General features: G+C 68.4%; 13 protein-coding genes. 10 read left to right on the plus strand and 3 right to left on the minus strand.

Features of this window, described 5'->3' with window-relative positions:
* Positions 1-107: 107 nt before the first annotated feature.
* From ACLHIH_RS01275 to ACLHIH_RS01300, 6 genes are all read left to right on the plus strand, one after another.
* Positions 108-1037, plus strand: a complete 930-nt coding sequence (locus tag ACLHIH_RS01275; protein ID WP_411314903.1) for an ABC transporter permease — start codon at positions 108-110, stop codon at positions 1035-1037.
* Positions 1027-1977 carry an ABC transporter permease gene (locus tag ACLHIH_RS01280; protein ID WP_411314904.1) on the plus strand — a complete coding sequence of 317 codons (951 nt, stop codon included), beginning with the start codon at positions 1027-1029 and terminating at the stop codon, positions 1975-1977. The genes ACLHIH_RS01275 and ACLHIH_RS01280 overlap by 11 nt, the downstream gene beginning before the upstream one ends.
* Positions 1974-3731: a dipeptide ABC transporter ATP-binding protein gene (locus ACLHIH_RS01285; protein WP_411314905.1), complete on the plus strand. Its 1758-nt coding sequence runs from the start codon at positions 1974-1976 to the stop codon at positions 3729-3731. The genes ACLHIH_RS01280 and ACLHIH_RS01285 overlap by 4 nt, the downstream gene beginning before the upstream one ends.
* The gene (locus ACLHIH_RS01290) at positions 3706-5562 is read left to right on the plus strand and encodes an ABC transporter substrate-binding protein (RefSeq protein WP_411314906.1); all 1857 of its coding nucleotides are present in this window, start codon (positions 3706-3708) and stop codon (positions 5560-5562) included. The genes ACLHIH_RS01285 and ACLHIH_RS01290 overlap by 26 nt, the downstream gene beginning before the upstream one ends.
* Positions 5563-5774: 212 nt before the next feature.
* On the plus strand, positions 5775-7694 hold the full coding sequence (gene typA / locus ACLHIH_RS01295) for a translational GTPase TypA (RefSeq protein ID WP_411314907.1): 1920 nt from the start codon (positions 5775-5777) through the stop codon (positions 7692-7694).
* The gene (locus ACLHIH_RS01300) at positions 7694-8161 is read left to right on the plus strand and encodes a hypothetical protein (RefSeq protein WP_411314908.1); all 468 of its coding nucleotides are present in this window, start codon (positions 7694-7696) and stop codon (positions 8159-8161) included. Before typA ends, ACLHIH_RS01300 begins: the two co-directional genes overlap by 1 nt.
* Before the next feature lie 162 nt (positions 8162-8323).
* Here the strand turns inward: ACLHIH_RS01300 and ACLHIH_RS01305 are convergent, their stop codons facing one another.
* The gene (locus tag ACLHIH_RS01305) at positions 8324-8953 is read right to left on the minus strand and encodes a hypothetical protein (protein WP_411314909.1); all 630 of its coding nucleotides are present in this window, start codon (positions 8951-8953) and stop codon (positions 8324-8326) included.
* Positions 8954-9621: 668 nt separating this feature from the next.
* Here ACLHIH_RS01305 and ACLHIH_RS01310 point away from each other — a divergent pair.
* The 4 genes from ACLHIH_RS01310 to ACLHIH_RS01325 are packed head-to-tail and all read left to right on the plus strand — an operon-like array spanning position 9622 to position 13673.
* On the plus strand, positions 9622-10836 hold the full coding sequence (locus ACLHIH_RS01310) for a PIG-L family deacetylase (protein WP_411314910.1): 1215 nt from the start codon (positions 9622-9624) through the stop codon (positions 10834-10836).
* On the plus strand, positions 10833-11162 hold the full coding sequence (gene fdxA, locus ACLHIH_RS01315; protein WP_411314911.1) for a ferredoxin: 330 nt from the start codon (positions 10833-10835) through the stop codon (positions 11160-11162). Before ACLHIH_RS01310 ends, fdxA begins: the two co-directional genes overlap by 4 nt.
* A gap of 45 nt (positions 11163-11207) precedes the next feature.
* Positions 11208-12314, plus strand: coding sequence for a succinyldiaminopimelate transaminase (dapC, locus tag ACLHIH_RS01320; protein WP_411314912.1), 1107 nt, complete (start codon positions 11208-11210; stop codon positions 12312-12314).
* A 57-nt stretch (positions 12315-12371) separates the two neighbouring features.
* On the plus strand, positions 12372-13673 hold the full coding sequence (locus ACLHIH_RS01325; RefSeq protein ID WP_411314913.1) for a citrate synthase: 1302 nt from the start codon (positions 12372-12374) through the stop codon (positions 13671-13673).
* Between the two features lie 61 nt (positions 13674-13734).
* Here the strand turns inward: ACLHIH_RS01325 and ACLHIH_RS01330 are convergent, their stop codons facing one another.
* Complete coding sequence (locus ACLHIH_RS01330) at positions 13735-14328, minus strand: hypothetical protein (RefSeq protein ID WP_411314914.1); 594 nt, start codon at positions 14326-14328, stop codon at positions 13735-13737.
* A gap of 50 nt (positions 14329-14378) precedes the next feature.
* Positions 14379-15323, minus strand: a complete 945-nt coding sequence (dapD, locus tag ACLHIH_RS01335; RefSeq protein ID WP_411314915.1) for a 2,3,4,5-tetrahydropyridine-2,6-dicarboxylate N-succinyltransferase — start codon at positions 15321-15323, stop codon at positions 14379-14381.
* Positions 15324-15356 lie beyond the last annotated feature (33 nt).

A 15356-nucleotide genomic window follows, 5' to 3' on the forward strand; every position in this document is an offset into this window, starting at 1 on the left:
CTCCCTGCGATGTCCGGGATGCTGATTGCATCCCGGACATCGCAGTGTTCTGATGACACTGCGAAGATTGTGACTCCCATGTTCTCCCTCGATTCTTCGGACGACTGATGCTCTGGTACATCGGCCGCCGGCTGCTGCAACTCATCCCCGTCTTCTTCGGGGCGACGTTCCTCATCTACTTCATGGTCTTCTCCCTGCCCGGAGACCCCATCGCGGCCCTCTTCGGTGAGCGGCCCCCGCCCGAGAGCGTGATCCAGGCGATCCGCGAGCAGTACCACCTCAACGATCCGCTGATCGTGCAGTACTGGTACTACGTCACGGGCATCCTCTCGGGCGACCTCGGCACGACCTACTCCGGTCGTCCGGTCGCCGACCTCCTCGCGTCGGCCTTCCCCGTGACCTTCCGCTTGGCGATGCTCGCCCTCGCGTTCGAGGCCATCGCCGGCATCGTCGTCGGGCTCGTCGCCGGTCTTCGCAAGGGCAAACTCTTCGACGCGAGCGCCCTCGTCGTGAGCCTCCTGCTCATCTCGGTGCCGACCTTCGTGCTCGGCTTCATCCTCCAATACGTCTTCGCGATCCAGCTCGGCCTGTTCCGCACGACCGTGGGCCCCGGCGCACCGATCGAGGACCTCATCCTCCCGGCGCTCGTTCTCGCCTCGGTGTCGTTCGCCTACATCGTGCGATTGACACGCGCGAGCGTGTCCGACAACATCGGGGCCGACTTCGTGCGCACCGCGACGGCCAAGGGGCTCTCGCGCCCCCGCGTCGTGACCGTGCACATCCTGCGCAACTCGCTCATCCCCGTCGTCACCTTCCTCGGTGTCGACATCGGCTCGCTCATGGTCGGCGCGATCGTCACCGAGGGCATCTTCAACATCCCCGGCGTCGGCGGAACCGTGTTCAACGCGATCCGCCTCGGTGAAGGCCCCACGGTCGTGTCCTTCGTCGCCGTGATGGTCATCATCTACATGCTCGCCAATCTGCTCGTAGACCTGCTCTACGCAGCGCTCGATCCGAGGATCCGCTATGTCAAGTAATCGCGCATCCGACCAGGGGCACTTCGTCGCCGACAGCGCGTCGACCCCGGTCGCCGAAGTCGACAGCATCGACGAGTCGCAGAAGGCCCGGAGCACGTGGTCCGACGCGTGGGACTCGATGCGCGTGCGCCCGATGTTCTGGGTGTCGATCGTTCTCATCGCGATCATCCTCACCGTCGCCGCGTTCCCGTCGTGGTTCTCGCAAGTGGACCCGAACCGCGGGTGCGCTCTTCCCGACAGCAACGGAGGGCCCGAGCCCGGCCACCCGTTCGGGTTCACGCGCCAGGGCTGCGATGTCTACGCACGTGTGATCTTCGGCGCTCAGGCGTCGATCGTCGTCGGCCTTCTCGCGACCCTCATCGTGTCGCTCTTCGGAGCGACCGTCGGTGCTCTCGCCGGGTACTACGGCGGATTCTTCGACTCCGTGCTCTCGCGCGTCGCCGACATCTTCTTCGCGATCCCGACCGTGCTCGGCGCCATCGTGCTCATCTCGGTGCTCCCCGACCGCACCCCGCTCGTCATCGCGCTCGTGCTGTCGATCTTCGCGTGGCCCCAGATCGCGAGGATCATGCGCGGTGCCGTGCTCTCCGCCCGGAGCGCCGACTACGTGATGGCGTCGACGGCGCTCGGGGTCTCGAGATTCAAGATCCTCTTGCGGCATGTCGTACCGAACGCGATCGCCCCCGTGATCGTCGTCGCCACGACCTCCCTCGGAACCTTCATCGTCGCCGAGGCGACCCTGTCGTTCCTCGGAATCGGTCTCCCGAGCGGCGTCATGTCGTGGGGCAACGACATCGGTCAGGCGCAGGTCTCCGTGCAGACGGCACCCATGGTGCTGCTCTACCCGGCCGCCGCGCTCTCGCTGACCGTGCTCTCCTTCCTCATGCTGGGCGACGTGGTTCGTGACGCCCTCGACCCGAAAGCGCGGGCACGCCGATGACCCAGTTCGAGACATCCGATCGCCCGTCCGCCGCCGGATCGGCGACCCTGTCGACGGCCCCCCTGCTCGAGATCAAGGGCCTCGAGGTCGGATTCAAGACGCAGCGCGGGTTCATCCCCGCCGTGCGCGGCGTCGACCTCACGCTCCACGCCGGGCAGACCCTCGCCATCGTGGGCGAGTCGGGCTCGGGAAAGTCGACGACGGCGCAAGCCATCATCGACCTGCTCCCGGGCGCAGGAAAGGTGACCGGCGGAGAGATCCTCTTCAACGGCCGCGACCTCACGAAGCTTTCGCCGAAGCAGATCCAGGATGTGCGCGGACGCCAGATCGGCTACGTGCCCCAAGACCCGATGTCGAACCTCAACCCGGTGTGGAACATCGGGTTTCAGGTGGAGGAGGCCATCAAGGCCAACGGTGTCGCCCAGGGCAAGGCGGCGCGCGCCCGCACGATCGAGGTTCTCCAGGAGGCGGGCCTCGGCGACGCCGAGTCGCGCCTCAAGCAGTACCCTCACCAGTTCTCGGGCGGAATGCGTCAGCGCGTTCTCATCGGAATCGGTCTCTCGTCGCGCCCCCAGCTGCTCATCGCCGACGAGCCGACCTCGGCGCTCGACGTGACGGTGCAGCGCAAGATCCTCGACCACCTCGAGACACTCACGCGCGACTACGGCACCTCGGTGTTGTTCATCACCCACGACCTCGGTCTCGCGGTCGAGCGCGCCGAGCAGCTCGTCGTGATGTACAAGGGCAAGGTCGTGGAGTCCGGGAGCTCGAAGGAGATCCTCGCCAACCCGCTGCACCCCTACACGCAGAAGCTCGTCGGTGCCGCGCCGAGCCTCGCGTCGAGGCGCATCCAGTCGGCGCGTCGACCCGAGAGCTCCGATCAGCTCGACATCTCCGACGTCGCCTCGCTCGACGACACGCTCATCGCGCGTGCCGACGCTCGCGAGCGCACCCCGGCGGCGCCCGTCATCAAGGTCAACGACGTGTCGAAGATCTACAAGATCCGTCAGGGTGGTCTCAAGTCGACCGAGCTCAAAGCCGTCGACGGAGTGTCTTTCTCGATCGCCAAGGGCACGACGACCGCGCTCGTCGGCGAATCGGGCTCGGGCAAGTCGACCGTCGCGAAGCTCGTGCTCAAGCTCGAAGACATCACGTCGGGCTCGATCGAGGTCGACGGGCAGGATGTCGCGTCGCTCACCGGTTCGCAGCTGCTCGGGTTCCGGCGCAAGGTGCAGCCCGTGTTCCAGGATCCCTACGGATCGCTCGACCCCGTCTACAGCGTCGGCAACACGATCGCGGAGCCCCTGCTCGCGCACGGCGTCGGCGACAAGAAATCACGTCAGGCGCGCGTGCGCGAGCTTCTCGATCAGGTCGCGCTGCCGGCATCCACCGTCAACCGCTACCCGAACGAGCTCTCGGGTGGGCAGCGCCAACGCATCGCCGTGGCGCGCGCGCTCGCCCTCAAGCCCGACATCATCGTGCTCGACGAGGCGGTGTCGGCGCTCGACGTGCTCGTGCAGGGGCAGATCCTGAACCTGCTCACCGACCTGCAGGCCGAACTCGGCCTCACCTACCTGTTCATCACGCACGACCTCGCTGTCGTGAGGCTCGTCGCCGACGACGTGTGCGTCATGCAGGGCGGCAAGATCGTCGAGGCGGCGACGACCGACGAGGTCTTCGACAACCCGCGCAACCCCTACACGCAGCAATTGCTCGAAGCCATCCCGGGTGCGCACTTCACGTTCGGCGGGTAGCGGGTCTGAGCGCAGAGGGCGGTCGGGCATCCCGATCGCCCTCTCGGTCGTCGTCGCCGTTCTCGCTGCGGGGTGCACGACCTCGGTGGTCGACGGCTCCGAGGTCGACGTCGCGGTCACGAACCCCTTCACGTCGTACAACCGCGAGACGTCGGCGGGTGGCGCGTCGTCGCTCAACGCCGAGATCGTCGCCGCGACGAACGAGCGGTTCGTCTCGTACGACGACACCCCCGAGCTCGTCGACGACGACTCGTTCGTGACCATCGAGCTCGAATCCGACGACCCGCTTCGCGTGTCGTACACCCTCGACGACGGGGCGGAGTGGTCCGACGGCGTGCCCATCGACGCGACCGACCTCTTGCTCTCGTGGGCCGCGAACTCGGGCGCGCTCGACGACGACGACTTCGACGACACCCCCTACTTCGACGAGGATGCCGCGGGGTACACCGACGACTTCCCTCGAGACGTCGTCTTCTTCGACGGTTCGGCCGCGGGCGGTCTCGACCTCGTGACCACCGTGCCCGAGGTGTCCGACGACGGTCGGGCGATCACTCTCGAATACGACCACTACTTCGTCGACTGGAGGCTCGCGTTCGACATCGGGGTGCCCGCGCACGTCGTCGCGATGAACGCGCTCGACATCGACGACCCGAGCGAGGCGAAGAGTGCGGTGCGCGACGCCATCGTCGACGACGATCGCCGCGCCCTCGCTCCGCTCTCGCGGTTCTGGAACTCCGGCTTCGCGATCGACCGCGGACCCGTCGACGCATCGCTCTTCGTCGGGAGCGGTCCGTACACGGTCACGGCGGTGACCGACGGCGGAGTCGAGCTCACCGCGAGCGAGACCTACACGGGGGAGCGCACCCCCGCGTTCGAGAGGGTGACGATCTCGGTCGTGGCCGACGCGGATGCCGCAGCCACCGCGTTGCTCGAGGGCGAGGTCGACGTCATCGCGCCCGAGGCGGGCGGTGGCGGGTCGGGCGACGGGTCGGGCGGTGCGCTCGAACGACTCCTCGCCGCCGACGGGGTCACGGTGACGGCCGCGCCCGACGGAAGCTACGAACGGCTCGACCTCATGGTCGACCGCGGGCTCTCCGGGGTGTTCGACGACCCGCTCGTGCGTCGCGCCTTCCTCCACACGGTGCCGCGGGCGGAGATCGCCGAGACCGCCCTCGGAGCCGTCGTCGACGACCCGCTCCCGCGGGACTCCCACGTCTTCATCCCCGGCAGCGACGCCTACGACGATGCCGTCGGCGAGAACGACTCGGCCGCCTACGCCGAGCCCGACCTCGCTGCCGCGCGAGCCCTCTTGCGCCGGGCCGACGTCGACGAGCCCGAAGTGTGCGTCCTCTACGACGCGCGGGACAGCGTGCGTGTCGCCGAATTCGAACTCATCCGCGACTCCGCGGCTCGCGCCGGATTCGAGGTCACCGATTGCGGTCGAGGAGACTGGCAGAACCTCCTCGGTGTTCCGCGCCGATACGACGCGGCCATCTACGCGCTGCGGTCGACGACCCTCGCGACGAGCGCCGTGGCGGCGTCGTTCGCGTCGAGCGGGGGAGTCAACAACACCAACTTCTTCGCGAACGACGCCGTCGACGACGACCTCGCCGAACTCGAGGAGCTCGGCGCGACGGGGGAGGCGGAAGACGCCGGCGTGCGGGAGATCCTCACGCGAATCGATCAGGCGGTGTGGAACGCCGCGGCGGGCATGCCGCTCTACCAGCGCGCGGCCGTGCTCGCGACATCCGATCGCGTGACGGGGGCGGAGCCGATGCCGTTCTCGCCGAACGGCCTCGGCGGAGTCACCGGATGGCGCCCCGCGGGCTAGCCGTGTGCTCGCGGCACGCGGCCGACGAACTCGCCGATGCGGCCGGGCACGGTAGACTAGGGCGTGCAGGGCACCGTCAGTTGTGACCCGGCACCCTCCACAACCACTTTCACCGGCCTCCGCCAGCGCCCGCTGGGCGCTGCGACAGCCTGATCGCGAACCACTCCGATCGCGGCACGCAGCACGCCGCCTCACCAGTCAAGGATTCCCGCATGGCCATCGCCACTCGCAACGATCTGCGCAATGTCGCCATTGTCGCCCACGTCGACCACGGCAAGACCACCCTCGTCGACGCGATGCTCAAGCAGACCAACTCGTTCGACGCCCACTTCGAGGGTGAAGACCGGATGATGGACTCGAACGACCTCGAGCGCGAGAAGGGCATCACCATCCTCGCGAAGAACACGTCGATCCTCTACAACGGCACGCACGCCGCCGAGCACGGCGCGGGCGGCCCCATCGTCATCAACGTCATCGACACCCCGGGTCACGCCGACTTCGGTGGTGAGGTCGAGCGCGGCCTCTCCATGGTCGACGGCGTCGTGCTCCTCGTCGACGCGAGCGAGGGCCCGCTCCCGCAGACCCGCTTCGTGCTCCGCAAGGCCCTCGAGTCGAAGCTCCCCGTCATCCTGCTCGTCAACAAGACCGACCGTCCGGATGCGCGCATCGACGAGGTCGTCGCCGAGAGCCAGGACCTCCTCCTCGGCCTCGCGAGCGACATGGCCGACGATGTGCCCGACCTCGACCTCGACGCGATCCTCGACGTTCCCGTCGTCTACGCCTCGGGCCGCAACGGCGCCGCGAGCGACAACAAGCCCGAGAACGGCACCCTGCCCGACAACGACGACCTCGAGCCGCTCTTCGAGGCGATCCTCAAGCACGTGCCCGCGCCGAGCTACGACGACGAGCACCCCCTCCAGGCTCACGTCACCAACCTCGACGCCTCGCCGTTCCTCGGCCGTCTCGCCCTCCTGCGTGTCTTCAACGGCACCATCCGCAAGGGCCAGACCGTCGCGTGGGTCAAGCACGACGGCAGCGTCGCGAACGTGCGCGTGACCGAGCTGCTCATCACTAAGGCGCTCAGCCGCTTCCCGACCGAGTCGGCGGGCCCCGGTGACATCGTCGCCGTCGCCGGTTTCGAAGACATCACCATCGGTGAGACGCTCGCCGACCCCGACGACGTGCGCCCGCTGCCGACCATCACGGTCGACGACCCCGCGATCTCGATGACCATCGGAACCAACACCTCGCCCCTCGTGGGCAAGGTCAAGGGCCACAAGCTCACCGCGCGCATGGTCAAAGACCGTCTCGACCGCGAGCTCATCGGTAACGTCTCGATCAAGCTCGTCGACATCGGACGCCCGGATGCCTGGGAGATCCAGGGCCGTGGCGAGCTCGCCCTCGCGATCCTCGTCGAGCAGATGCGTCGCGAAGGCTACGAGCTCACCGTCGGCAAGCCGCAAGTGGTCGTGCGCCAGATCGACGGCAAACTGCACGAGCCGTTCGAGCACCTCACGATCGACTCGCCCGAGGAGTACCTCGGCGCGATCACGCAGCTCATGGCCACGCGCAAGGGCCGCATGGAGAACATGACGAACCACGGCACCGGCTGGGTGCGCATGGAGTTCATCATCCCGTCGCGCGGACTCATCGGTTTCCGCACCGAGTTCCTCACGACCACACGCGGCACCGGAATCGCCAACGCGATCTCGCACGGCTACGAGCCGTGGGCCGGCAACATCGTCACGCGAAGCAACGGCTCGATCGTCGCCGACCGTGCCGGTGTCGTCACCCCGTTCGCGATCATCAACCTGCAGGAGCGCATGTCGTTCTTCGTGCAGCCGACCGAAGAGGTCTACGAGGGCATGGTCATCGGCGAGAACTCGCGCGCCGACGACATGGACGTCAACATCACCAAGGAGAAGAAGCTGACCAACATGCGTCAGTCGACCTCCGACACGTTCGAGTCGATGACGCCGTCGCGCCAGCTCACCCTCGAGGAGTGCCTCGAGTTCTGTCGCGAAGACGAGTGCGTCGAGGTCACGCCGACCGCGATCCGCATCCGCAAGGTCGAGCTCGACGCCAACGCCCGCGCACGCTCGACGTCACGGCTCAAGAAGCAAGACGCGTAATGCGGATGTCGCGGCTCGCGATCGTGGCGACACTCGCGGTCGCGGCATCCCTCACGCTCTCCGGCTGCGGTGTCGCCGAGAACGCGCTCAACGGCGCGATCTCGGAGGCCCGGGCTAGCGTGGACGATGCCGTCTCCGAAGCACTCGGGGGCGCGGGCATCTCCACCGACGGAGAATTGCCGTCGGGCTTCCCCGTCGACGACGTTCCGCTCACGGGCGACATCGTCGGGGGTGGCGCAGGACCGCAATCGAGCGGCTGGGTCGTGCAAACGAGGCTCGCCGACATCGCCGCGTTCGCCGAGGTGCAGGCGACACTCGAGGGCGCCGGGTTCGAATCATCCGCGGTCAGCAGCGACGAGGAGGCGGGCTTCGGCACCTTCACCTCGGGCGCTCACACGGTGGTTCTCGCGGTCGCGACAGGCTCCGACGGCGTTGTGACGGCGACCTACGCGGTCACGCGCGCGTAGCCGCGCCTCCGAGCACCCCGCGCCGCGCGCGCCCCGAACCGCTCGATCGCGGTCGCATACGGCTGTCGAGCGAGACACTCCGTGCCATTCGCGACCGCGATCACGGCAATCCGCGTGCGGTCCGGCTTCCGGGGGCTCGAAGCACGGGTTGAGCGCGTGGGTTCACCGCGCACGGGTGCGGTGAGACGGCCGCCAGCCACGAGATCTCAGCGCACGGTGAACGCGTGCGAGGGTGACGAGTGGTTCCACGAAGAGGCCGTAGCTTCGCACGCGGATGTCGATCCATCCGTCGGCAGTGATGTCGTCGTACCGGGCTATATCGAGTTCGTATTGGCGTGCGTCAGTCCGGTGGTGGTCGCCGTCGTATTCGACGGCGACCTTCCACCGACAGAAGGCGAGGTCGAGTCGCACGATCCGGAAACGCCCGTCGAGGGTTCGGACTTCGACAGTCGGGTTGACGGTCGGCTCGGGCAATCCGTGGTCGCGGAGCAGCAGTCGCAAGAGCGTCTCGGTCCGCGATTCAGCGCCCGGCCGAACCAAGTCGAGCGCCGTCCGAGCGCGAGGCATTCCCGCGACGGGATGCGCCTCTACTGCGGCCTGCAGTCGTTCCCGCGTGGTGAACGGGCGGCCGGTGCCACCGAAAGGCGGCGTCAAGATGAGGTGGTCCGCCGCGACCACGAGGTCGGTGACAGAAAGCATGGATGCCAGCGTGATCCAGGTGGTGGCCGGATCGGCGGTGGGCATTCCCTGACGGTCGACGATCACGGGGGCGATGAGGGAGTGTCCCTGCACGCCTCTCGATCGGGGGGCTCTGCCCGGCCGAGCGACGGCGACATGCAGTCCGTCGAGTCCGCGGGGGAGCGGACATCCCCAGAGGTGAGCGGCCGTGGTGTGACTGAAGAATGCGCCGGGCCTCAGCAGAGGCTGGTAATCCCGGCACGGTGCGAGAGCACGGGCGACATCGTCGTGGAGTGTGTCCTCCTCCGTGCGGCACACGCGCCTGACGCCGTGGAAGGGGGCATCCAAGTCAGATGACCGCAACCGGCCCCGGGTGAGTCCCGCCGCATACGCGGTACTGACGTCGAAGGCCGTCTGGGAGAACGGCGGGGGCAGAGCGCTCGGACGAGGCATCCGACCAGGGTGCCGCCGTAGGCGTCGGGTCACGCCCTCTACGCGCGGTGGCTGGAGGAATCGCGCACGACCTCCCGCGGGGAGGAGCAGAGGTGCCGGGTCGACGCCCATCGCGGTCGCAGATGGCGAATCGGGCGGGTCGACACAGCCATGTGCGACCGCGCGGCGGGGTTTTCGGCATGCCGGGCGACCCCCGTGCCCGTGCCCGTGCACGCGCCCGCGACCCGCAGCACGCTCACACCGAGCCCGCGCTGCTCTCGGGATACGCTGGCGGAAGCGCCGGAAGGCACGACGACACACTCTCCACGACCACCGGTTAGGCGCTTCGCATGCAGTTTTCGCCCGCAGACGCCGAAGCAGCGACCCCCACCGAGCGCGTGCTCTTCGTGCACGCGCACCCCGACGACGAGTCGATCACGACGGGAGGGACCATCGCGACCCTCCTCGATCGCGGGGCGGTCGTGACCGTGCTCACGTGCACGCGCGGGGAGAACGGCGAGGTCATCCCCGACGACATCCAGTTTCTGCTGCGTGACCCGGAGGCTCTCGCGCGGCATCGCGAGGGCGAGCTCGCGAACGCGATGCGCGCTCTCGGGCTCACCGACCACCGCTGGCTCGGGTCGGCGAACGCGCGCACGATCGGTGCCGCACCCCGCCGCTACCGCGATTCGGGCATGGTGTGGGGTGCCGACGGTCCCGAGCCTCCCGCAGACGTGCATCCCGACGCCCTGAGCATCGCTCCCGTCGGGGAGGTCGCCGCCGACATCGCCACGGTCATCGCCACGACGGGCGCACGCGCGGTCGTGAGCTACGACGCGAACGGCGGCTACGGCCACCCCGACCACGTGATGGCCCACGTCGCCGCGAAGCGTGCTGCCGAGGTCATGAGCGTGCCGTTCTACGCGATCGAGCCCGCGGACGCGCTGCCGGGTCGAGCGGGCGTCGTCGAGGTGGATGTCTCCGCCGCCCTCGATCGCAAGGTCGCGGCGCTGCGTGCCCACCGTTCCCAACTCACGGTCGGTGTCGGTGAGTTGACTCTCTCTGGCGGGCAGCCCGTGCCGATCACGTCGGTCGAGTCGTTTCGGCGCGACGTGCCGCGCAGTGCGTTCCCGTCGCGCTGGAGCGAGTTCGCGCTGCGCGGGCGCATCCTCCTGAGTCTCGCGGCTCTCGTCGCGGGGGTCGTGATCGGGTCGCTCGCGACGGTCGTGCACCAGTTCTCTCCCACGGTCGCCGGTGTGGCCGTTCCGGTCGGTCTCGTGGCGGGGCTCCTCGTGGTCGCCGCCCTCGTGGCGGGTCTGCGCATCGTGTTCGAGACGCGCGTCGTCGCCGGTGTCGCGGCCGCAGGCATCCTCGGTGTCGTCGCGATCCTGTCGCTCGAGAGCGCCGGGGGGTCCGTGCTCATCCCCGCGACCGACCTCTCGCTGTGGTGGGTCTACGGGCCGGTCGCGATCGTCGCCGTCGTGCTCGCGTGGCCCAGGTTGCCCCAGGCGACGCGGGTAGGATCGTCCAGTACTCCGCATCCGAAAGGACCCCTCATCTCGTGACCTATGTCATCGCTCTGCCGTGTGTCGATCTCAAGGATCGGGCGTGCATCGACGAGTGCCCCGTCGACTGCATCTATGAGGGCGACCGCATGCTCTACATCCACCCCGACGAGTGTGTCGACTGCGGTGCGTGCGAGCCCGTGTGCCCGGTCGAGGCGATCTACTACGAAGACGACGTGCCAGACAAGTGGGCCGACTACTACAAGGCCAACGTCGAGTTCTTCGAGGAGGTCGGGTCTCCCGGTGGCGCCTCGAAGGTCGGTGTCATCCATCACGATCACGCGCTTGTCGCGGCGCTGCCTCCGCAGGCCGTCGGCGCCGAGTGACGTTCGCGCGGGCTGCCGGGTGATCCGTCTGCAGGTCGTCGCCGCGTGATCGCGCTGCCCGACTTTCCGTGGGATTCCCTCGTTCCGTTCGCCGAACGGGCCAGGGCACACCCCGACGGCATGATCGATCTCTCGGTCGGTTCGCCCGTCGACGCGACGCCGGCCCTCATCAGGGAAGCGGCGGCGGATGCGACCGACGCTCACGCCTATCCGCTGACCGCGGGCACGGCTGCGCTGAGGTCCGCGATCGTGGCGTGGTTCGCGCGCCGGCGCGGGGTCGAGGCCCTGCAGCCCGACGCGGTTCTTCCGACGATCGGGTCGAAGGAGTTCGTCGCGCAGTTGCCGCTGTGGCTCGGGCTCGGGTCGGGTGACACCGTCGTGCACCCGCTCGTCGCCTACCCGACGTACGCGATCGGCGCCGCCCTGACGGGGTCGCTCGTGCACGCGGGCGATGACCCGCGCGAGTGGCCCGAGTCGACGAAACTCGTGTGGGTCAACAGCCCGGGCAACCCCGACGGCCGCGTGCTCTCGGTCGACGAGTTGCGGGGGGCCGTCGAGCGCGCCCGCGAGCTCGGCGCGGTGATCGTGAGCGACGAGTGCTACGCCGAGCTCGGCTGGAGCGAGCGCTGGCGAGGAGCGGCGACCCCGAGCATCCTCGACCCCGACGTGGTGGGTGACGACCACACCTCCGTTCTCGCGGTCTACTCGCTCAGCAAGCAATCGAACCTCGCGGGGTATCGCGCCGGTTTCGTCGCGGGAGACCCCGCCGTCGTCGACGGACTGCTCGGCATCCGCAAGCACCTCGGACTCATTCCGCCCGCGCCCGTGCAGCGCGCGATGATCGCGGCCCTCGGCGACGACGGCCACGTGTCTGCGCAGCGGGAGCTCTATCGCACGCGTCGCGCCCGCCTCGAACGCGCCGTCGTCGCCGCGGGGTTCCGCATCGACGGGAGCGAGGCGGGTCTCTACCTGTGGGCGACCCGGGGCGAGGATGCCGCGGCATCCGTGTCGCGCCTCGCCGAGCTCGGCATCCTCACCGCCCCGGGGTCGTTCTATGGCGACGCGGGCCGCGAGCACACCCGCATCGCGTTGACGGCGACCGATGACGACATCGCGCGCGCCGCGGAGCGCTTGGACGCTTCCTCCAACTGATTCCGGGTGTCCTTGGCGGATGTGACGGTACCCCCTGGTGCCGATTAGGCTGTACGCGTGAACGACGCTGCCACGAACAACGCCGAGAAGGCCACCCTCCATTTTCCCGGCGGGTCCGCCGAGTTCCCCATCGTGCGGGGGGTCGACGGTGCCTCGAGCATCGACATCTCGACCTTCATGAAGCAGACCGGGTACACGACCATCGACCAGGGTTTCGTCAACACCTCGTCGACGAAGAGCGCGATCACCTACATCGACGGCGACAAAGGCATCCTGCGGTACCGCGGGTACGCGATCGAGGATGTCGCGAGAAACTCCACCTACCTCGAAACCGCCTACCTCCTCATCTACGGCAACCTGCCGACCGCTGACGAGCTCGGCGAGTTCGACGAGCGCATCCGCCGTCACACGCTCCTCCACGAAGACCTCCGCCGGTTCTTCGACGCGCTGCCGTCGACGGCACACCCCATGTCGGTGCTCTCGAGTGCGGTCTCCGCTCTCTCGACCTACTACGAGAACTCCTCGAGCGTGCACGACAAGGAGCAGGTCGAGATCTCGACCATCCGCCTGCTCGCCAAGCTCCCCGTGATCGCCGCATACGCGCACAAGAAGAGCCTCGGGCAGGCGTTCCTCTACCCCGACAACTCGCTGAGCTTCGTCGACAACTTCCTGAAGCTCAACTTCGGCACGATGGCGGAGCCGTACGAGGTCGACCCGGTGCTCTCGAAGGCCCTCGACCGCTTGCTCATCCTGCACGAAGACCACGAGCAGAACGCGTCGACGTCGACGGTTCGCCTCGTCGGTTCGACGCAAGCCAACATCTTCTCCTCCGTCTCCGCGGGCATCAACGCGCTCTACGGACCGCTTCACGGCGGGGCGAACGAGGCCGTTCTGAAGATGCTCGGCGAGATCCGCGAGTCGGGCGAGAGCGTGTCGACTTTCGTGGAGCGGGTGAAGAACAAGGAGGAGGGTGTCAAGCTCATGGGCTTCGGGCACCGTGTCTACAAGAACTTCGACCCCCGCGCCAAACTCGTCAAAGAGAGTGCGGATGAGGTGCTCGCGGCTCTCGGTGTGCAGGACCCGCTGCTCGACATCGCGAAGGAGCTCGAGGAGGTCGCCCTCGCCGACGACTACTTCATCGAGCGCAAGCTCTATCCCAACGTGGACTTCTACACGGGCGTGATCTACAAGGCGATGGGGTTCCCGCCGCGCATGTTCACGGTGCTGTTCGCAATCGGGCGACTCCCCGGGTGGATCGCGCACTGGCGCGAGATGAACGACGACCCGCAGACGAAGATCGGTCGCCCGCAGCAGCTCTACATCGGCGAGCCCTCGCGCGAGTGGCCCGCGCAGCGCTGACCTGCGCAGCGCTGCGCCGACCTTCGCTGCGCCGACCTTCGCTGCGCCTATCGGCGCGCGCTCACTCGAACGCGATGGCGTAGAGCGTCACGTCGCCGACCTCGGTGCGGGACAGAGCGGCAACCTCGGGTGCGCACCGCAACTCGACGGTCATCGCGGGGAGCGCGAGCGTGACGGACGACTGCACCGTGATGTCCTCCCGCGACTCCGCGACGACCACGGGGTCTTGGGGGAGCAGTGGAACGCCGCTCGTCGCCTCCACGAACTGGCACTCGAGGCTGCCGTCGGTCGAGAAAGCGCGGTCGTGCGTGAGGGGAAGCTCGAAGCCGAGTTCGTAGAGCCCGTTCTCGAGCTCCATGCTCGCGAGCACGAGAGGGTCGCGAGGTGAGTTGACGCCCTGCCGCACGCTCTCGGGGACCACGACGAACTTCACCGAGCCCGCACCGTCGAGGTCGAACTGCATCTGCTGCACGGGGGAGGCGAAGCCGGCGTACTCGCTCACCGCGGGCCGTATGCTCGCGCCGTCGGTGACCTCGGTGCCCAACGCCGATGCGATCGTCGTCACGGCGAGACAGCACGAGAGGATGACGGCGCCCGCCGCCGCGGCAGCAGCGGCGATCTGGCGCACCTCGGTCTGTCGCCCACGCCGGCCCATGCCCGGACCCTACCCCCGCGCCCTGAGCGGAGGGGGAGTGTCGCGCCGGGTCAGGCGTGCAGCGCGGCGTTGAGCTCGATTCCACGGCCGCTCCGCGACAACACCTCGACGGCGCCCGTCGTGGAGTTGCGGCGGAAGAGCAGCCCTGGCTGCCCGGTGAGCTCGGCGGCTTTCGCCGCCCGGGCGGGTGCCCCGTCGGTCGAGAGGATCGAGACCTTGGTGCCCGCGGTCACGTAGAGCCCCGCCTCGACGACGCTGTCGTCACCGATCGAGATGCCGATGCCGGAGTTCGCGCCCAGAAGGGCGCGTTCGCCGACCGAGACGAGGTGCGTGCCGCCGCCGCTGAGGGTTCCCATGATCGACGCGCCGCCGCCGACATCCGAACCGTCGCCGATGACGACGCCCTGCGAGACGCGCCCCTCGATCATCGACGTGCCGAGCGTGCCCGCGTTGAAGTTGACGAACCCCTCGTGCATGACGGTCGTGCCCGGTGCGAGGTGGGCGCCGAGGCGCACGCGCGATGCGTCGGCGATGCGCACGCGCTCGGGCACGACGTAGTCGAGCAACCGCGGAAAGCGGTCGAGCCCCGTTATGGAGATCCCGGCTCGTTGCAGTTCGGGGCGCTGTGCGCTGAAGTCGTCGGGGTGCATGGGCCCGGCGGTCGTCCACGCGACGACGGGGAGGTGGGAGAAGATCCCGTCGAGGTTGATCGAGTTCGGGGCCACGAGGAGGTGGCTCAAGAGGTGCAACCGCAGGTAGGCGTCGGCGGTCGACCCGGGTGCCGCGTCGAGGTCGATCTCGAGAGTGACGTAGTCGACGGTGACACCGCGGCGCAGGTCGGCGCCGAGAAGTGGCTCGAGGCGACTCGGAACGATGTGGCGGTCGCGAGTCGCGGGGATCGACCCGAACGTCGGGCTCGGAAACCACGTGTCGAGCACGACCCCCGAGGTCGTGACGGTCGACAATCCATAGCCCCAGGCTGCTCTCTCAGTCATGAGTCCAGGCTACCGAGCCGCGAGCGCCCTCGA

It is taken from the genome of Marisediminicola sp. LYQ134, from assembly GCF_046599635.1.
GTDB lineage: Bacteria > Actinomycetota > Actinomycetes > Actinomycetales > Microbacteriaceae > Marisediminicola.